Below are 17,953 nucleotides of genomic sequence, written 5' to 3'. Positions count from 1 at the left end.
TAAAGGCATGTAAATATGTTAAGTGTTAAAGATTTACACGTGAGTGTAGAAGGTAATGAGATTTTAAAAGGGTTATCTCTGGAAGTAAAACCAGGGGAAGTTCATGCCATCATGGGGCCAAATGGTTCAGGTAAAAGTACATTATCAGCCACACTTGCTGGCCGCGAAGAGTATGAAATTGATAGCGGTGAAGTGACGTTTAAAGGTAAGGACCTGTTTGAATTAGATCCCGAAGAGCGTGCAGGGGAAGGTGTTTTCCTCGCATTTCAATACCCAGTCGAAATTCCAGGGGTCAGTAACCAATTTTTCTTGCAAACAGCCGTTAATGCGGTCAGAGAATATCGTCAGCAAGAAGCATTAGATCGTTTCGATTTCCAAGATTTTATTGAAGATAAAATTAAATTATTAGAAATGCCAGAAGATTTACTTGCTCGTTCTGTCAACGTAGGTTTCTCCGGTGGTGAGAAAAAACGCAATGATATCTTGCAGATGGCAGCTCTAGAACCTCAATTGTGTATCCTCGATGAAACTGACTCCGGTTTAGATATTGATGCACTGAAAATTGTGGCTAACGGGGTGAATTCATTACGCTCGCCAGAGCGTTCATTCATCATCGTCACCCACTATCAGCGTATTTTGGATTATGTAAAACCTGACTTTGTCCATGTGTTATATCAAGGGAAAATCATCAAATCAGGTGATTTCAGTTTAGCGAAAAAACTGGAGGAGCAGGGTTATGGCTGGCTTATTGACCAACAGTGAAAGAGCACAAAAACGTGCAGAAGTTGCGAAGCTTAATGAGCAAGCAATGTCACGTTTTTCTGAATTATTTGAGCAACGACACGGTGTAAACTCCCAACATGCTAAAACGCATTGGGAAATGGCAAAACAAGTTGGCTTACCTGCGTTCCGCCATGAAGATTGGCACTATACACCACTAAATACGGTACTTGAGGCTCAGTACCGTTTTAGCGACAGTGATATTGAAGCAAAAGAGTGTGAAGCATTGGCTCTGCCAATTGACGCATATCGCCTTGTTTTAATTGATGGGCGTTATAGTTCAGCACTAAGCTCCATTGATATGGGGCCATTCCAAGTGTCTTTGCTTGATAACCAAGACTTGCTGCCTTCGCCTGTAAATAGTGAGATTTTCTTGCATTTAACAGAAAGCTTGGCGGTACAACCGTTAGTTGTTTATCTTGCAGCAAATAAAATAGCAGAGAAACCATTGTATTTGCTGAATATCTCCACGGGTAGCAACGATAAGCAGGCCACGAATATTAGCCAGTATCGCTACCATTTAACGTTAGATGCAAATAGCAAAGCCCAAGTCATTGAGCATTATGTTAGTTTGAATGACCAAATGCACATGACTGGCAGCCGTTTAACAGTTGAAGTCGGTGATAACGCAGACTTTAGTCACTTTAAGTTAAATGTTGAAAATAGTCAGTCTCAGCATTTTGCTCACAATGATATTGTTATTGGTCGCGATAGCCGTGTGAAAAGTACGAGTTTTTTACTTGGCGCATTATTAACGCGTAACCATACAAGTGCTCGCCTTGATGGTGAAAATACTGAGTTTGAACTTAACAGTATATTGCTGCCTAAAGGCAATGAAATTGCAGATACGCGTACGTATTTAGAGCACAATAATAGCTACTGCAATAGTCGCCAATTACATAAAGTCATTGCAATGGATAGCAGTAAAGCTGTCTTTAATGGCATGATTAAAGTGGCACCGAACGCATTAAAAACGGATGGCCAAATGACTAACAACACATTGTTGTTAGGTGAAAAAGCAGAAATTGATACCAAGCCTCAGCTTGAGATTTATGCTGATGACGTAAAGTGTGGTCACGGTGCAACAGTCGGTCGTATTGATGACGAACAGTTGTTCTATCTGCGTTCAAGAGGAATTGAGGGGAAAGCAGCAAAACATATGATTATTATTGCATTTGCTGCAGAACTTACAGAATCTATTGAATCGGAAGAATTAAAACACGCTGTGATGGCAAACATCCGCCAGCGCTTAGCGGAGGTTTAATATCCATGCCATTCAATGTCGCATCAGTCAGGCAGGATTTTCCTGCCTTATTTCAGTCAGTCAATAATCATCCGCTGGTCTATTTAGATAGCGCAGCAAGTGCGCAAAAGCCTTTGCAAGTTATTGAAAAAGAAAGTGAGTTTACACTACATCAATATGCCGCGGTTCACCGCGGTATACATACTCTTAGTGCAAACGCGACGACAATGATGGAAGAAGTTCGTCAAAAAGCAGCGGCTTTTATTCATGCCGCTTCAAATGAAGAAATCGTGTTTGTCAAAGGTACGACGGAAGGCATTAACCTTGTTGCAAACAGTTTTGGCCGGAAGTATTTCCATGAAGGGGACAATATTGTCATCACTGAAATGGAACACCATGCGAATATTGTACCTTGGTATATGTTAGCTGAGGAAATTGGCTTTGAAATCCGTGTTATCCCAATTTCCGATGATGGTAGGCTGCAATTAGATGTATTAAATGATGTCATTGATTCACGTACGCGATTGCTGAGTTTTACACATATCTCTAATGTATTGGGAACAGTTAATCCCGTACAGGAGATAATCAAGCAAGCACGAGCAATTGCTGCCTCAAAAGGCAGTGAAATCACGGTATTGGTCGATGGTGCGCAAGGTGCAATGCATCAGCGGGTTGATGTGCAAGCCTTAGACTGTGATTTTTATGTGTTTTCAGGTCACAAGTTATATGGCCCGACAGGTATTGGTATCCTTTACGGTAAAAAAGCTATTTTGGATATGATGCCACCATGGGAAGGCGGTGGGGCGATGATCCGCCAAGTTAGCCTGACCAAAGGGATCACTTTTGCTGATGCACCATGGCGCTTTGAAGCAGGAACACCGAATGTAAGCGCAATTATTGGTTTAGGGGCGGCATTCGATTATTTAAATGCACTAAATTTATCTGATGTATTTGCTCATGAAGCTGAAGTGATGGCTTATGCGTCTAAGAAATTACAAGAAATACCTTCAATTATATTATATGGCAATGACCAACGGGAAGGTGTTCTGGCCTTCAATCTAGGCCAGCACCATGCTTATGATGTGGGGTCTTTTCTTGATAGGTATGGCATTGCAATCCGTACTGGGCATCACTGTGCTTTACCATTAATGGAACATTACCAAGTGCCCGCTATGTGCCGTGCTTCTGTGGGGATATACACGACTAAGGAAGAAGTTGATTCCTTATTCAATGCGTTACAGCGCATCAAAAAATTGTTAGGCTAAGCACATAAGAAACACATAGTAAAGGAAATGAGCATGCCCGCATTACCCGATGAAAATAAGTTATTACGTAATTTCTCTCGCTGCCAAGACTGGGAAGAACGCTATCTTTATATGATAGAACTAGGAGGGCGTTTACCTGAACTCTCTGCGGTGCAAAGAAGCGATAATAATTTAATCGCCGGTTGCCAAAGCCAAGTGTGGATTGATATGCAAAAACAAGCAGACGGTACCGTTACGTTTGCCGGTGACAGCGACGCTGCGATCGTTAAAGGGTTAGTTGCTATTGTGATCATTCTTTTTCAAGGTAAAACTGCCCAACAAATATTAGCACTGGATGTTAAGTCATTTTTTGAGCAATTAGCATTGGAGCAGCATTTAACACCTTCACGTACTCAAGGCTTAAATGCAATGATCCGTACGATTTTATCGCGCGCGGCACAGTTCGTGTGATCCTACCGAGGGAGCGTTATGCTCCCTTACCTATATTTTACTTCTTGGGTATTATTCTTTATCTGAGTAATCCATTAAAGCCATCGTGTTTAACTATATCTAACTATATCTAACTATATCTAACTATATTTAACCATCATAAAAAGACTGACTTCATATTAATACTTAATAAAAATATTTATTTAGTATTAAAGATATGAAAGATAGTTGCTATTATGAACAATAATTATTGAATTATTGTAAGAACATTATTTTCCTTGGAGTAGATATGAAAAGAGTTTTGACGGTGGCAAGTTTGTTTGTCATGAGCGCCTTATTAGCGCCAGCTCAAGCAAAAGAATACCCATTACCTGACAGTAACACTCGTCTTATCGGGGAAAATTACACGTATATCGTCCCCAATGATGGGCGGCCGTTGGAGGCCATTGCCAGTGATCACCAAATTGGCCTACTTGGTATGCTTGAGGCAAATCCAGGAACAGACCCGTATCTTCCCGAAGCGGGTAAAGAACTTATCATTCCAGCACAAATGCTATTACCGTCGACACCAAGAACGGGAATTGTGATTAATCTGGCTGAGCTACGTTTATATTACTACCCAGCGAACAGCGAAGAAGTGATTGTTTACCCTATAGGTATTGGCCAATTAGGTCGTGATACACCTGAAATGGTAACTTCAGTAAGCCAATCAATTAAAGATCCAACATGGACGCCAACGGCGAACATCCGTAAAAATTATGCTAAAGAAGGTATAACGCTTCCTGCAGTCGTTCCAGCAGGTCCTGAAAACCCAATGGGTTTGTATGCATTACGACTAGCATATGGGCGTGGTGAATATCTGATTCACGGTACTAATGCAGATTTTGGTATTGGTATGCGGGTGAGCTCCGGTTGTATTCGTTTACGTCCTGATGATATTGAAGCCTTATTTAAGACGGTACCAAAAGGAACTCGTGTTCAAGTTATTGATCAGCCCGTAAAATACTCCAAAGAAACGGATGGTAGTTATTACATTGAAGTACATCAGCCATTGTCACGGACAAACAGTGATGATCCTCAAACCATGCCAATCAAGCTATCTGACGATTTCAAGCGTTTTCTAGAGAATGAAGGGGTTGATAAGGCATTAGTAGAAAAAGAGCTAGCAAGGCGTTCTGGTATGCCTGTGCGTGTGAATAATGATCAGGGCAACAGTATCCCTGAAAGTGAAACACAACATCAAGGTTTAGTGCCTATTGAGCCGTTCTCTATTTCACAGCCTGAACCTATCTATGATGGTAAAGTTGGTGCTTTGTTACCTGCGAAATACCGTTCTTCTGTTGTAACTCAATAATCCTGACAAATAATAAGGGCCTATTTTCATAGGCCCTCATAAATACTATTAGCTTCAAAGAAGCGTCGTATCAGCTAGATAACGACCAAATTGAACTTATTTTTTGTAAGTACGAACTTGGTTATCTAAACGCTGGTTAGCGCGCGCTGCTTCTTCTTGAGCTGTCTGTACGTCAGAACGCAGAGACTGAACGTCGTTGCTCAGTTGATCAACTTTACCATTCAGAGTTTGCACGTCTGAAGAGAGTTTTTGCACTTCAGTGCTGTTAGAACAACCCGCTAGTAATGCTGAAGCTAATACGATAGAGCCCAGTACAATTTTAGTACGAATCATTATTTTACCCTCTAGATTGATTTATCTTGAAAATATAAAAAAGCAAGTCACCAAACAATAGAGCTAAGCTTGTTATCTTAAAGCTTGCTATATCCCTTTAAAACAACCTAATGAAAATTAGGGTATGGCACTTACTATGTCTTATGCTAGTACTAAATATAAAGTTTTGCTAGAAATACTTTATATTTAGTACTAGGAAAAAGGAGAAAAATTTAAATTAAGATTAATAAAGGTTGTTATTTGACCAATCTGAGCGTGTTTTATGATATTACTCTTAAATCGCGATAAGATATTTACTAGAGAAAAGGAAATAAAGGAATAGTTACATCAAGGCAGCACTTAATGTTAAATCTAAATAAAGAGGCCGATAGCTAAAATAGTCACTATCGGCCTCTAGAAGACAATTAAAAATTAAAGTACATGAACTGAAGATGTGTTGGTTGTACCGCTTTGTACTAATGCACCAGAAACCATCACAACAGCATCACCAGAAACCGCTAAACCACTTTCTAGCGCTGCGCGTTTACCTTCACGGTAAAAATCATCTGTGGATGTAAAACCACCGACAATCATTGGGATCACACCTTTGACTAACAGTAACTGGCGTGCAGTTTCTTCATTGGTAGTCAATGCTAGGATTGGTGCTGTAGGGAAATATTTACGTACAGATTTAGCCGATTTACCACCGTAGGTTGCAACAACGATCAATGGAACATCTAATTTTTCAGACATTTCCACAGCACCACGACATACAGCTTCAGTGACACGTAAGCGTTGGCTTGGTTTTTGGTTATCAATGCGAGTTTGCATGACACGGTCTGTACGCTCACAGATAGTTGCCATAATGGTAACGGCTTCTACTGGATATTTACCTTTAGCACTTTCACCAGACAGCATAACTGCGTCTGTGCCGTCTAAAATAGCGTTGGCAACGTCGCCTGCTTCTGCGCGGGTAGGGCGTGGGTTTTTGATCATTGAATCTAACATTTGCGTTGCAGTGATCACGACTTTGCGTGCTGCGACACATTTTTCAATCATCATTTTTTGTGCAAAAATAACTTCTTCAACAGGGATCTCAACGCCTAAATCACCACGAGCAACCATGATGCCGTCTGAAGCTTCTAAAATCTCATCAAAATTATTTAAACCTTCTTGGTTTTCAATCTTAGAAATAATTTGGATGTTCTCGCCACCATGTTTTTTCAGGTGAGCACGAATTTCTTCAACATCAGAGCGCTTACGGATAAAAGAAGCAGCAACAAAATCAACACCTTGTTCGCAACCAAAGACTAAGTCTTCTTTATCTTTTTCAGCTAACGCTGGAAGGCCAATTGAAACGCCTGGCAGATTAACCCCTTTTTTCTCACCGAGGTCACCGTTATTTAAAACTTCACAAACGACTTCAGTAGCAGTGACATTAGTCACTTTCATGCCAATTAAGCCATCATCAACTAATACAGTATTACCAACTTTTAAATCTGAAGTTAAGCCTGCATAGGTCACTGCAACTTTATCTTTGTTACCTACAACTGAAGTGTCGGTAGTGAATGTAAAAGTTTGACCCGCAACGAGAGAAACGTCGTTACCACCTTCCAATTTCATGGTGCGGATTTCAGGACCTTTAGTATCTAACAGAATAGCTGCTTGTTTACCCGTTTTTGCACAAACAGAGCGAAGGTTTTTGATACGTTGACCATGTTCTTCATAGTCACCGTGAGAAAAATTGAGGCGCATGACGTTCATGCCAGCATCAAGAAGTTGAGTCAGTTTTTCTTCTGATTCGGTTTTTGGACCGATAGTACAAACAATTTTGGTTTTTTTCATGGCAGTCTATCTAATGTTATAAAGGAAATCGGAATTGCCGCCGATGCTTAGTACATTTAATAAATCGTGCGCATGAAAAATTTTGTTGCGCAACTCATTTATAAGAATAGGCGACAGTCTGGTGTTTAATGCATTTTTACACTTAAATTTGTCACATTTTGATTCTTATTATAGTGTAGATGACAAATTGAATTAAAGCTAACGTATTGATTTGCTACTGTTGAAACCTTTCAGCCAGCGCGAGTATTATAGACAACAAAAAACTGTGAGACAAATCAAATTTTATAAAATTAAAAGAAGAGACCGTTCAGATCAAAAATTCAGTTAATATTAAGTCATTTAATTTGTTGCGCAACAAGGTAAGGGAATAATAATAGACAATCAAGAGAAATTTTAGCGGGTGGGAAGATAAATAAAATGGTGCGTCCGAGTAGACTCGAACTACCGACCCCCACCATGTCAAGGTGGTGCTCTAACCAACTGAGCTACGGACGCACTGAGAAACTTGGCTTGTGTTAATTTGAAATGGTGCGTCCGAGTAGACTCGAACTACCGACCCCCACCATGTCAAGGTGGTGCTCTAACCAACTGAGCTACGGACGCGCTGAAAATTAACATTGTGTTCACTAGAAATGGTGCGTCCGAGTAGACTCGAACTACCGACCCCCACCATGTCAAGGTGGTGCTCTAACCAACTGAGCTACGGACGCATTTAAAAGTTATCTAGGTGACAACGGGGATGAATATTAACGTTATGAGGTTCATCTGGCAAGGGGAAAATGTATTTTCGTGATAGTTTGCTCGTATTTAAAACTATCTGGTGCGAAATACATCTTCCCCCATAATAAAAAGCTTAAAAAACCGTCAATTAGCGGGCAGAGCGAAGTAGAATAACATCCTCTGTTTGCTTATGGATCCACATAATCCGTGTCGCCATTCCTACTGCTGCTGCGCTTAAACCAATAATAAAGCCAATCCAAAAGCCTTTAGGTCCCATGGCCGGTGCGATAATATCAGTTAATGCTAAGATATAACCGGAAGGTAAGCCAAGTAACCAATATGCCGTGAAGGTAATAAAGAAAATAGAACGTGTATCTTTATAGCCACGTAAAATTCCCGCACCAATAACTTGCACAGAGTCTGAAAGCTGATAAATAGCGGCATATAGCATTAAACTACTCGCTAAAACAACCACCTCTGGGTTTTTGTTATACATCATCGCAATTGGCTCACGGAAGACCGCGGTGAGAACTGCGGTAAAACAAGCGACCATTAAGCCAACAGCAATACCAGTATAAGATGAAACTTTAGCGGCTTCAGTTGAGTTCTGCCCTAAGTTATAACCTACGCGAATGGTTGCTGCTATTCCTAATGATAATGGGAACATAAACATCACAGAACTGAAATTCAACGCAACTTGGTGACCAGCTACTGCGACAACACCTAATGGGGCGACTAGCAGTGCAACGACAGCAAATAAAGTGACCTCAAAGAAAAGTGCCAGACCAATAGGGGTACCTAATACGATAATTCGCTTTAAGATTAATGGATTTGGCGATGTGAAAGAGAGTGTAGGGCGAATATCGCGCTGCGCAGTAGCACGTTTCACATACCATCTCATCATCAGACACATAGCCCAATACACTGATGCAGTGGCGACACCACAACCCACACCACCTAAAGCAGGTGCACCAAAGTGACCATAAATAAAGATATAGTTAATAGGAATATTAATCATTAGGCCAAGAAAACCAATCACCATCCCCGGTTTGGTTTTTGAAAGCCCTTCACATTGGCTACGATACACTTGATAAAATAAGTAGCCCGGTGCTCCCCACATAATGGCATGTAAAAAACGGACAGACTTATCCGCCAATTCTTTATCAATATGGGGCATATTGCTAATAATAAGCTGGCTATTATAAAGAAGGCACATAATGCCTAAGGCTAAAAGTAGCGCTAACCATAGCCCTTGTTGAATTTGGTCGCCAATTAAGTTACGACGGCCTGACCCATTCATTTGTGCAACGATTGGGGTTAACGCCATCAAAATGCCTTGGCCAAAAAGAATAGCTGGCAGCCAGATGGAAAAACCAACTGCAACTGCGGACATCTCAATTTCACTAACACTTCCAGCCATAACGGTATCCACAAACCCCATTGCAGTTTGTGAAAATTGAGCTAAAACGATAGGAATACCAAGTGCCAACAAGCTACGCGCTTCTGTAAAATATTTCTGCACGCATACACCTTTGTAATAAAAGCAAGTAAGAGGAAAAAATTAGAAAAATAAATGAGTTACTAAAATCTCATTGATTATTAAAAACCGCTCATTCTATCCCTTTTCTATATGGATTCCAATAATGATATGGTAACAAACTATAAAAGAGCATTTTAGAACCTAAAATATTGCTAAATACTAGGTTTATTATCGCTTTGTTTACCACTCAAATAGGATAGATCTCTAAAAATTCTGATGTAAACTGAGTCTATTAATCCACTACACTGAGAATCATTATGTTTACAGGCATTGTTCAAGCGACTGCTCCTATTATTGAAATTACAGAAAGAGCCAACTTTCGAACTCATGTAATGAAATTTACCCCAGAATTACTTAAAGGTTTAGAAACAGGGGCTTCCGTTGCACATAATGGTTGTTGTTTGACGGTAACAAACATTGACGGTGAAAGAGTCAGTTTTGATCTAATCAAAGAAACTCTAAGATTAACTAACTTAGGGGAATTACAAGAAGGTGATGTTGTTAATATCGAACGCGCCGCAAAATATGGTGACGAAATTGGTGGCCATGTTGTTTCTGGGCATATTATGACAACAGCTGAAATTAGTAAAATTTTTACATCTGAAGATAACCACCAAATTTGGTTGTCAATTCATGATAAGGCTTTGATGAAATATATTTTGCATAAAGGCTTTGTGGCGATTGATGGTATCAGTTTAACGGTGGGTGATGTAATCAATAATCGGTTTTGTGTCCATCTTATCCCAGAAACATTAGAAAGAACAACACTAGGTAAAAAACGTTTGGGTGATAAAATAAATATTGAGATAGACCCTCAAACGCAGGCAATTGTTGATACGGTTGAACGCGTTTTAAATCAAAAAGAACAAGAAAAGTTATTACAGCAAGCAGAAGAGTTGGCTAATGTAGCGAAAACAGAGTGAATAGGCATAAAAGCTAGCAATTGCGTTATTTATGTTAAAGATAAATAGCGATATAAGCAATCAGGTAGGCTATAGCAATGGTAGTTTATGCTATAGCCTGAATAAAGCATGGTTGGATTTTGTTTATTGAATGTAGGTTATGGAGTTCTATTAAATAAAGAAGGTTAAAATTGCTTAAAAAATACAATGAGCTCTAGTTTTCATTATTAATAGATCATTTTTCACTAAAATTGACAGAAAAGCTAGCGTTATCACGTTCAATTGCTTCAACTAATCGCTTGAAATGCGGGCTGTTTTTATGCATCTCTAATGCCTGAGTGTCTTCCCATTCCTCGAAAACAATGTAACCATTTTCTTTAGCCATAAGATCATATTGAATGCATCCTTTCTCTCGGCGGCTTAGTTTTGCTAAGTCACGAACGATTTCTTTCGTTAAATACCCATCCGTCCTTTCTGTTGTAATTTGGGCATACACAACAATACTCATTCCGTTCTCCTTATGTATTAAGAACTATCTTAATGGGTACTTAGTTTTTGTATTGTAAAAAAGCGAATAACTCGATTTTAAAAATGCCGACGGCGTCATAGTAAAGTATCTTTTAAAATCACGGTAAAAGTGGGATTGATCATAATAGCCTGTTTCAAACCAACGGTAGGTATCTGGTTCTACTACCATACTTTTTAAAACGTGCTCTAAGCGGAAATTGATCTGGTATCTTTTGGGCGTAATACCGTATTCTTTTAAAAACTCTTTTTGAATGACTCGGAGGTGTAAACCTGTCTCTTCGGCAATTTCAGTGATTTTTTTAGTTGGGTTACGATATAGCAACTCTAAAATTTCATCTGTGAAATGAGACTTTTTCTTGGCTTTTGTCCTATTAAAGCAATCCAACAACTCTTTGAATGAAGAATTAGCTAAAGCTTCAAACCAACGGTCTTTCCATATGTCATTCAGAGCGATGGGTTCATCAGTATAATTTAGTGTTCTTTGAGGCAGAAGAAAACGCAATGCATCATGACGAATACGTAATACCATGACTTTTGAATCATTAGGGCTAGCGGTAAATGTATTGACTCTAGGAATAATGAGTTGATAAGGGTCTACGACTGAGTTGCTTTCAGTTGTCATCTGAAATGTATCTGATGAAACCCAGATTTCAGCACCCGTTCCAGGAAAAATTTTAATTGCCTCTGTAAACTCTTTGATTATTAAAATAGAGCTAACAAAGGATTTCAATTCATCTGGTGGATAATACTGTTTTAACATCATTCTTGAGCACTCATTATTTAATGTCGCAATGATAACGTTTTTTAACAAAAAAATTAACCATGAAATATCTATATCTTAGTAGATAACAAAATAAAAGCCTTATTTATTAGTGAAATCCGCTTTGAATAAAGAAACGTGATAAGAAAGTTCAGGTTTTGTGAGCTAAGAATAATGGGCGATATAGAAAAATACTTAATAAGTATTACGGTATAGTCACAAGTGCTATACACTGGAAGACGTTTTTCTTGAATTTATTAAATAACAATCATGCCGATAAAATACGGCATGATTGATTCGATAAACTACATTTTATGAATTCGCCTGGCAGTCGACCTGCTCAAGAGTTTGACTGTTTTTTTTTGTCACAGCGTTGCATAAAATAACCAATAGCCATTGGGATAATTGTAACTGCCATTACACCAGTTGTGGCTAACAATGGGTCGAAGGGCAGGGCAGAAACAAGCAGGCTTGCTAAAAAACATAGGCCTAACTGTAAAGCATTTTGCAACGCAGCTGCTTTACCACTCGCACTAGGAAATGTATTTAGTGCTTTGGATACTGCGATAGGATAAGAGGCCCCGTTCATTGCCGCCATAAAGCAGAATGGGATCAATATCATGGTTAATGATGGCGTGGTATAGATGGCCATGATGAATAAAATAGACATGCTTACCGCGTAACCAATCAGTAACAATGGAAATAACGCTTCTGCACGAATTTTTGCTAATAAAATACGGCAGCCATATCCACCAACAATAAAGGCTAAAGTTTGTGGAATATAACTCAGACCAATATCAGCAGGGTTGAATCCCATGTTACGTAAGATAAAAGGTGACCCTGTTAACCAAGCAAAGAAACCCGCACTACAGGATGCATAAACCAGCACGTTACCGCTGAAAACAGGGGAACTGAGTAAGTTTGAGAAAGAAATCTTAGCCTGCGGTTGGCTGTCATCAGTGATTGTTTTAACTGAGACATTTTTCAAAAAGAGTGTTGGTAATAAAAGTAATATGCCCACAGCCATTAGGATCAGGAAAATTGCTTCCCATGTTTGGTGCTCTAGAACCCATGCACCTAATAATGGCGCTAAAGCAGGGGATAGCGCGACTAGCGGCATAATAGAAGCAAAGACTTTTTGGGTATTTGCTTCATCATAGCGGTCGATAACAAGCGCTTGCCATAAAACCGCAGCGGAGCAGACACCAACCGCCTGTAAAAAACGTAGAGTTAACAGCTGTGTTGCGGTTTCTACCCAATAAATGGCTAAGCTACTTATAATGAAAATAGTTAAGCCCACAATGAGCACAGGCTTACGGCCAAGTTTGTCTGATAATGGCCCCCACAACAGTTGAGCGAAGGCAAAACCAGCTAAAAATATACTGAGAGAAGCACTGATAGCGCCTTCAGATGTATGCAAGGTGTTTTGCATAGCACCAAATGCAGGTAAATACATATCAATGGCTAAAAACCCTAGCATGCTAAGTCCTGCAAGGTAAACCATAAAACCAGGGGAATTTTTTTTCACAGTATTCGACATAATTATTACTTATCTGATATTTAAAAAAATGTTAATGATGACTCCATTGTATAGGCTATTTTTTTAGGTTGTGAAACGGTAATATTTGGATCTTGCTATCAAAATTTTTGAAAGGAGAAGTTATGTGGTCTGCGCATGCACTCGAAGTGATTGATGCAGTTGCTCGAACTGGGAGCTTTAGTGGTGCTGCTGAAGAATTGCACCGTGTACCTTCTGCAATCAGTTATACCGTAAAGCAAGTTGAAGAATGGCTTGCGGTTCCTCTATTTGAACGCCGACATCGTGATGTTGTTCTGACAGAAGCAGGAGCGATATTTATTAAGGAAAGCCGTTCTGTTATCAAAAAAATGACAGATACCCGGCATCAGTGCCAGCAAGTTGCAAATGGCTGGCGCGGGCAATTTAGTATTGCCGTTGATTGCATTGTTAAACCTCAAAGGACGGAACAGTTAATTATTGATTTTTATCGTCATTTTCCTGATATTGAACTTTTTATTCATCCAGAAGTGTTTAATGGAGTGTGGGATGCACTGGCTGACGGGCGCGTAGATGTTGCGATTGGTGCGACTCGAGCGTCCCCGATAGGTGAAAGATACAGTTTCCGTGATATGGGGTTTATGCCGTGGATGTGTGTCGCAAGTCCGGAACATCCATTAGCAAAAATAGGTGAAAAACTGACTGATGACCAAATGAGAGAGTATCCGAGTTTGTGCCTTGAAGATACCTCTCGTAACCTTCCCAAACGTGATACTTGGGCACTTGATAACCAACGTCGGCTTGTCGTGCCTTACTGGGAAAATGGTCTAGCTTGTTTAGTTAACGGGTTATGCGTTGGAATGGTACCTGAGCATCGAGCAGCTCCGCTTTGTGAAAAAGGCCAATTGGTTGAGCTAGCATTAGCCCAGCCATTTCCACCCAGTCCTTGCTGTTTAACTTGGGTGGAAAATAACACATCACCCGCGCTCCGTTGGTTATTAGATTACCTTGGCGATAACGAAACGCTCAACGCAGAGTGGCTTTCAACTTAACTATTTGTCTTATCGACGGTAATCGATAAATGGACCGTCAGCGACAGAACGACGTTCTACAAGGCGAGGGTGGACTTCAATTGTTTGAGCATCTTCGCGCTTATTTACGATACGATCGAGCAGCATAGTGAAGGCCATTTGGCCTAAACGCTCTTTTGGTTGGTGGATAGTGGTCAATGCTGGGGTAAAATAGCGCGCATTTCGTACATTATCATAACCAATGATTGAAATGTCTTGTGGAACACGTAGCCCCATTTCATCAGCCGCACAAATGGCTCCCATCGCCATGATATCGCCGCCACAAAATACCGCGGTAGGGCGTTGTTTATGGCTTAAAATTTGCATCATTGCTTTATAACCAGACTCAGGTTCGAAATCACCTTGCACTATCCACTGGTCTCTCAGTGTGATCTTTGCCTCTTCCATTGCTTTTTTGAAGCCTGTTAAGCGGCCGATACCGGTGTTTCTTTCAAGCGAACCTGGGATCACACCAATATCACGGTGCCCACGATCAATTAAATAGCGGCCTGCAAGGTACCCACCATGGAATGAATTATCAATAATACTGTCTGTAAAATCACCTCGGGAGGTTCCCCAATCCATCACCACCATTGGGATATTGCGATAATCTTCAAGCATACTAATTAACGTATCTGGATATTCAGAACACATCACGAGTAGGCCATCAACGCGCTTTTGCGCTAACATTTGCAAATACGCTTTTTGTTTTCCCAAATTATTATGGGAATTACAAAGTATAAGCGTGTAACCTTTTTCATAACAACTATTTTCAACTGATTCAATGACTTCCGCAAAGTAAGGCGCTTCACTTGAGGTTGCGAGTAAACCAATCGACTTTGTATGATTAACTTTTAAACTACGGGCAACTGCACTCGGTGAATAATTGAGCTCTTTAATTGCAGCCCAGACCGCTGTCTTAGTATCATCGGCCACAAAGCGCGTTTTATTAATAACATGGGATACAGTCGTGGTAGATACGCCAGCGCGTTTCGCCACATCTTTAATCGTTGCCATGGGGAAAAAAAACTCCTGACCAATAACCGGTCTCAATAAGAATTCTTGTTAAAAAATTACCTGCATATTGATGCATTGATCCTTTGCTGGCAATAATTTAGCGATTTGTTGTCGATTTTGTCTGATCTAGCGCAAAAACGAAAGAAATAATTGATGTTATAACATGTGATATAGACACTAGTTTTACTTTTTTGGATATGTATACTTAATAACCTTAATTATTGCATGGTTATTTGTTAATTCAATTACATTAGAATGAGAGGAACTCATGGATACAGATGTTAAATATGGATTGCTTGCTGCATTGGGCTCATTAGCAATGATTATCTTTCTTGCTGCACATATTTTCTGATTTTATTTCAGCCTCAAGTAGGGTGAAATAAAAGGGCGAGTGTATCTCGCCCTTGTCTATTTATGCTTTGTTTCAATACTTGCTAGGTGACTATGCTAAGTTTTCTTCCACAAATTTCCAGTTAACCAGTGCCCAGAAGTTTTCTAAGTATTTAGGGCGGGCGTTGCGGTAATCGATATAGTAAGCATGCTCCCAAATATCAACGGTTAACACGGGTTTATCATCACCAGAAATTGGGGTCGCAGCATTCGATGTATTTACGATTGCAAGGCTACCATCTGCTTTTTTCACTAACCAAGTCCATCCAGCACCGAAGTTTTTGGTTGCTGCATCAGTAAACTGAGCTTTAAATTCAGCAAAAGAACCGAATGCTTTATTAATAGCTTCCGCAACTTTTCCTGTCGGCTCGCCACCAGCGTTTGGCGCTAAGCAATTCCAATAGAAAGTGTGGTTCCAAACTTGTGCCGCGTTGTTAAAAACCCCTGCTTCAGAAGTTTTGATTATTTCTTCTAAAGATTTTCCTTCAAAGTTAGTACCTTTGATGAGGTTATTTAAGTTAACAACGTATGTGTTGTGGTGTTTACCATAGTGATATTCTAAGGTTTCTGCAGAGATATAAGGTTCTAAAGCATCTTTTGCATACGGTAAAGCGGGTAGTTCAAATGACATTGCGTACTCCTTGATTGCTTTTATATCAAAATACTCAGGGTGTTTGCTCTTAAAGTGAGCGAAATAATATGTCACAGCTTATCATTAGAGTTTCGCCTATTGGCGATATGATACTTAATATATTAATGATAGCACGATCAACCTTACAAAGGTAAGGTAATGAGACGACTAAGATGCTAACAGATAAATAGAGAAATTACAGATAAAAATCATATAGATATTGTAGGTGAGGAACCTAAGCACATTAAATTTCAGTTCTTACTTAGAAATAGCTACTTGTTTGACTTAGGTAAAGAGAAGATAGAAAAGGTGCCTTTTTACTTTTTGGGATGCTATAGTAATGCCCCTATAAAACTGGCATATTGTATGAAACAATTCAGTTTCTTATTATATCAGTCAATCAGTCAATGTATTCTGTTAAGTTGCGGTAGACTCTCAGTTACCGGCTGACTGCAAAACCTGCATCTTTGTTTTAAGGAAGTTAAAAAATGACAACTATTGAAAGAATTGAGCGCCAAATTAAAGAAAACCCAATTTTATTATATATGAAAGGCTCTCCTAAACTTCCGAGCTGTGGTTTTTCTGCTCAGGCAGTACAAGCTCTGTCTTCTTGTGGTGAACGTTTTGCCTATGTTGATATCTTACAAAATCCAGATATTCGTGCGGAATTACCAAAATATGCAAATTGGCCAACTTTCCCTCAACTGTGGGTTGATGGTGAGCTGGTCGGTGGCTGTGATATCATCATGGAAATGTTCCAGCGTGGTGAGCTTCAATCTCTAATTAAAGAAACGGCTGATAAATACCGTTCAGCAGATGAAGCTAGTGCAGACTGAATTAAGCCATAATTAAAAGACTGAAAAACCGTATTTGGTGAAAGCATTGATGACTTTCTACTAAACACGGTTTTTTTTATGTCATGACTATTGATAAAAAGATTATTGAGAGTCTTCAATAATTGGCCAACCACCCAATTTCTTCCACTTATTAACAATTTCGCAAAATAGCAGAGCCGTTCGATTCGTATCATACAAAGCGCCATGAGCTTGTTTGCCATCAAATGGGATACCTGCGGAAACACACGCTTTTGCCAAAATGGTTTGACCAAATACTAAGCCACTTAATGCCGCTGTATCAAAGGTTGCAAATGGATGGAAAGGATTACGTTTTAAACCTGCTCGTTCGGCAGCATTCATGACAAAGCTGTGATCAAAATTTGCGTTATGAGCGACAATAATTGCGCGATTACAATCTGTATTCTTCATGCCCTTGCGGATGACTTTGAATATCGCATGAAGAGCCTCATATTCGCTAACAGCACCGCGTAGAGGGTTAGTTGGATCAATTCCCGTGAAGGCAAGAGCGGATGGCTCAAGATTTGCGCCTTCAAAAGGTTCTACATGAAAATGTAATGTTTCATCCATGGAGAGCCAGCCGTCTTTGTCCATTTTTAAGGTGATGGCAGCAATTTCTAACAGGCCGTCAGTTTTTGCATTAAACCCACCTGTTTCAACATCAATAACGACAGGATAGTATCCCCTGAAGCGGTTCACTAGGGCATTTGGATTGTTTTTTTCAGACATTAGGACTTTCAGTTTTAGTTTTCTGGTTGGGTGACATTATGCCAAAACCAGTAAAAATTTGCAGGTAA

At 39.8% G+C, this 17,953-nt stretch carries 17 protein-coding genes and 3 tRNA genes; 8 read left to right on the top strand and 12 right to left on the bottom strand.

The window, feature by feature from the left end; all coding sequences use genetic code 11:
- Nucleotides 1-15 precede the first annotated feature (15 nt).
- From sufC to G6Q48_RS06870, 5 genes are all read left to right on the top strand, one after another.
- A complete protein-coding gene (gene sufC / locus G6Q48_RS06890) occupies nucleotides 16-762 on the top strand; it encodes a Fe-S cluster assembly ATPase SufC (RefSeq protein ID WP_004263776.1) in 747 nt (248 codons plus the stop codon).
- Nucleotides 737-2,044: a Fe-S cluster assembly protein SufD gene (gene sufD, locus G6Q48_RS06885; protein ID WP_166265280.1), complete on the top strand. Its 1,308-nt coding sequence runs from the start codon at nucleotides 737-739 to the stop codon at nucleotides 2,042-2,044. Before sufC ends, sufD begins: the two co-directional genes overlap by 26 nt.
- A 5-nt stretch (nucleotides 2,045-2,049) precedes the next feature.
- The gene (gene sufS, locus G6Q48_RS06880; protein WP_166265277.1) at nucleotides 2,050-3,288 is read left to right on the top strand and encodes a cysteine desulfurase SufS; all 1,239 of its coding nucleotides are present in this window, start codon (nucleotides 2,050-2,052) and stop codon (nucleotides 3,286-3,288) included.
- A gap of 33 nt (nucleotides 3,289-3,321) precedes the next feature.
- Nucleotides 3,322-3,738, top strand: a complete 417-nt coding sequence (gene sufE, locus G6Q48_RS06875; RefSeq protein ID WP_102139705.1) for a cysteine desulfuration protein SufE — start codon at nucleotides 3,322-3,324, stop codon at nucleotides 3,736-3,738.
- Nucleotides 3,739-4,006: 268 nt separating this feature from the next.
- Nucleotides 4,007-5,071, top strand: a complete 1,065-nt coding sequence (locus G6Q48_RS06870; protein WP_166265274.1) for a L,D-transpeptidase family protein — start codon at nucleotides 4,007-4,009, stop codon at nucleotides 5,069-5,071.
- A gap of 96 nt (nucleotides 5,072-5,167) precedes the next feature.
- On the opposite strand, the gene G6Q48_RS06865 is transcribed toward G6Q48_RS06870, so the two are convergent.
- The 6 genes from G6Q48_RS06865 to G6Q48_RS06840 form a co-directional block, all read right to left on the bottom strand.
- Entirely contained in the window at nucleotides 5,168-5,404 is a 237-nt protein-coding gene (locus G6Q48_RS06865) for a major outer membrane lipoprotein (protein WP_004263789.1), read from the bottom strand.
- 411 nt (nucleotides 5,405-5,815) lie between these two features.
- Nucleotides 5,816-7,228 carry a pyruvate kinase PykF gene (gene pykF, locus G6Q48_RS06860; protein WP_166265271.1) on the bottom strand — a complete coding sequence of 471 codons (1,413 nt, stop codon included), beginning with the start codon at nucleotides 7,226-7,228 and terminating at the stop codon, nucleotides 5,816-5,818.
- 418 nt (nucleotides 7,229-7,646) lie between these two features.
- Nucleotides 7,647-7,723: transfer RNA gene (locus G6Q48_RS06855), tRNA-Val, on the bottom strand.
- Between the two features lie 31 nt (nucleotides 7,724-7,754).
- Nucleotides 7,755-7,831: transfer RNA gene (locus G6Q48_RS06850), tRNA-Val, on the bottom strand.
- Between the two features lie 30 nt (nucleotides 7,832-7,861).
- Nucleotides 7,862-7,938, bottom strand: a tRNA-Val gene (locus G6Q48_RS06845).
- Nucleotides 7,939-8,096: 158 nt separating this feature from the next.
- Nucleotides 8,097-9,470 (bottom strand): MATE family efflux transporter, encoded by a 1,374-nt coding sequence (locus G6Q48_RS06840; protein ID WP_102139702.1) that lies wholly within the window; start codon nucleotides 9,468-9,470, stop codon nucleotides 8,097-8,099.
- A 275-nt stretch (nucleotides 9,471-9,745) separates the two neighbouring features.
- Here G6Q48_RS06840 and G6Q48_RS06835 point away from each other — a divergent pair, with 275 nt between their 5' ends.
- Complete coding sequence (locus G6Q48_RS06835; protein WP_102139701.1) at nucleotides 9,746-10,411, top strand: riboflavin synthase subunit alpha; 666 nt, start codon at nucleotides 9,746-9,748, stop codon at nucleotides 10,409-10,411.
- 214 nt (nucleotides 10,412-10,625) lie between these two features.
- On the opposite strand, the gene G6Q48_RS06830 is transcribed toward G6Q48_RS06835, so the two are convergent.
- The 3 genes from G6Q48_RS06830 to punC all read right to left on the bottom strand — a co-directional run bounded on the left by G6Q48_RS06830 (nucleotide 10,626) and on the right by punC (nucleotide 13,218).
- Nucleotides 10,626-10,898: a putative quinol monooxygenase gene (locus tag G6Q48_RS06830; RefSeq protein ID WP_102139700.1), complete on the bottom strand. Its 273-nt coding sequence runs from the start codon at nucleotides 10,896-10,898 to the stop codon at nucleotides 10,626-10,628.
- Nucleotides 10,899-10,922: 24 nt separating this feature from the next.
- The gene (locus G6Q48_RS06825; RefSeq protein WP_242685785.1) at nucleotides 10,923-11,681 is read right to left on the bottom strand and encodes a helix-turn-helix transcriptional regulator; all 759 of its coding nucleotides are present in this window, start codon (nucleotides 11,679-11,681) and stop codon (nucleotides 10,923-10,925) included.
- 337 nt (nucleotides 11,682-12,018) lie between these two features.
- Complete coding sequence (gene punC / locus G6Q48_RS06820; RefSeq protein ID WP_166265268.1) at nucleotides 12,019-13,218, bottom strand: purine nucleoside transporter PunC; 1,200 nt, start codon at nucleotides 13,216-13,218, stop codon at nucleotides 12,019-12,021.
- 122 nt (nucleotides 13,219-13,340) lie between these two features.
- Between punC and punR the strand changes: the two genes are divergently transcribed.
- Nucleotides 13,341-14,246, top strand: a complete 906-nt coding sequence (punR, locus tag G6Q48_RS06815) for a DNA-binding transcriptional activator PunR (protein ID WP_102139698.1) — start codon at nucleotides 13,341-13,343, stop codon at nucleotides 14,244-14,246.
- 9 nt (nucleotides 14,247-14,255) lie between these two features.
- On the opposite strand, the gene purR is transcribed toward punR, so the two are convergent.
- Together purR and sodB are read right to left on the bottom strand one after the other, a co-directional pair.
- Complete coding sequence (purR, locus tag G6Q48_RS06810) at nucleotides 14,256-15,281, bottom strand: HTH-type transcriptional repressor PurR (protein ID WP_166265265.1); 1,026 nt, start codon at nucleotides 15,279-15,281, stop codon at nucleotides 14,256-14,258.
- A 442-nt stretch (nucleotides 15,282-15,723) separates the two neighbouring features.
- Complete coding sequence (gene sodB, locus G6Q48_RS06805; RefSeq protein ID WP_102139696.1) at nucleotides 15,724-16,302, bottom strand: superoxide dismutase [Fe]; 579 nt, start codon at nucleotides 16,300-16,302, stop codon at nucleotides 15,724-15,726.
- A gap of 488 nt (nucleotides 16,303-16,790) precedes the next feature.
- Here sodB and G6Q48_RS06800 point away from each other — a divergent pair, with 488 nt between their 5' ends.
- Nucleotides 16,791-17,138 carry a Grx4 family monothiol glutaredoxin gene (locus tag G6Q48_RS06800; protein ID WP_102139695.1) on the top strand — a complete coding sequence of 116 codons (348 nt, stop codon included), beginning with the start codon at nucleotides 16,791-16,793 and terminating at the stop codon, nucleotides 17,136-17,138.
- A 102-nt stretch (nucleotides 17,139-17,240) separates the two neighbouring features.
- On the opposite strand, the gene rnt is transcribed toward G6Q48_RS06800, so the two are convergent.
- Nucleotides 17,241-17,885, bottom strand: coding sequence for a ribonuclease T (rnt, locus tag G6Q48_RS06795; RefSeq protein WP_102139694.1), 645 nt, complete (start codon nucleotides 17,883-17,885; stop codon nucleotides 17,241-17,243).
- Between the last annotated feature and the right edge of the window lie 68 nt (nucleotides 17,886-17,953).

Origin of the sequence: Providencia sp. M-27 (assembly GCF_011077905.1) — a bacterium.
Classification (GTDB): domain Bacteria; phylum Pseudomonadota; class Gammaproteobacteria; order Enterobacterales; family Enterobacteriaceae; genus Providencia; species Providencia huaxiensis.
This window is presented reverse-complemented; position numbering and strand designations above follow the sequence as displayed.

What these genes read in the sequence shown, in the direction of transcription:
- sufC (WP_004263776.1), top strand. Translation starts at nt 16, where the DNA reads ATGTTAAGTGTTAAAGATTTACACGTGAGTGTAGAAGGTAATGAGATT.
- sufD (WP_166265280.1), top strand. Translation starts at nt 737, where the DNA reads ATGGCTGGCTTATTGACCAACAGTGAAAGAGCACAAAAACGTGCAGAA.
- sufS (WP_166265277.1), top strand. Translation starts at nt 2,050, where the DNA reads ATGCCATTCAATGTCGCATCAGTCAGGCAGGATTTTCCTGCCTTATTT.
- sufE (WP_102139705.1), top strand. Translation starts at nt 3,322, where the DNA reads ATGCCCGCATTACCCGATGAAAATAAGTTATTACGTAATTTCTCTCGC.
- G6Q48_RS06870 (WP_166265274.1), top strand. Translation starts at nt 4,007, where the DNA reads ATGAAAAGAGTTTTGACGGTGGCAAGTTTGTTTGTCATGAGCGCCTTA.
- G6Q48_RS06865 (WP_004263789.1), bottom strand. Translation starts at nt 5,404, where the DNA reads ATGATTCGTACTAAAATTGTACTGGGCTCTATCGTATTAGCTTCAGCA.
- pykF (WP_166265271.1), bottom strand. Translation starts at nt 7,228, where the DNA reads ATGAAAAAAACCAAAATTGTTTGTACTATCGGTCCAAAAACCGAATCA.
- G6Q48_RS06835 (WP_102139701.1), top strand. Translation starts at nt 9,746, where the DNA reads ATGTTTACAGGCATTGTTCAAGCGACTGCTCCTATTATTGAAATTACA.
- G6Q48_RS06830 (WP_102139700.1), bottom strand. Translation starts at nt 10,898, where the DNA reads ATGAGTATTGTTGTGTATGCCCAAATTACAACAGAAAGGACGGATGGG.
- G6Q48_RS06825 (WP_242685785.1), bottom strand. Translation starts at nt 11,681, where the DNA reads ATGATGTTAAAACAGTATTATCCACCAGATGAATTGAAATCCTTTGTT.
- punC (WP_166265268.1), bottom strand. Translation starts at nt 13,218, where the DNA reads ATGTCGAATACTGTGAAAAAAAATTCCCCTGGTTTTATGGTTTACCTT.
- punR (WP_102139698.1), top strand. Translation starts at nt 13,341, where the DNA reads ATGTGGTCTGCGCATGCACTCGAAGTGATTGATGCAGTTGCTCGAACT.
- purR (WP_166265265.1), bottom strand. Translation starts at nt 15,281, where the DNA reads ATGGCAACGATTAAAGATGTGGCGAAACGCGCTGGCGTATCTACCACG.
- sodB (WP_102139696.1), bottom strand. Translation starts at nt 16,302, where the DNA reads ATGTCATTTGAACTACCCGCTTTACCGTATGCAAAAGATGCTTTAGAA.
- G6Q48_RS06800 (WP_102139695.1), top strand. Translation starts at nt 16,791, where the DNA reads ATGACAACTATTGAAAGAATTGAGCGCCAAATTAAAGAAAACCCAATT.
- rnt (WP_102139694.1), bottom strand. Translation starts at nt 17,885, where the DNA reads ATGTCTGAAAAAAACAATCCAAATGCCCTAGTGAACCGCTTCAGGGGA.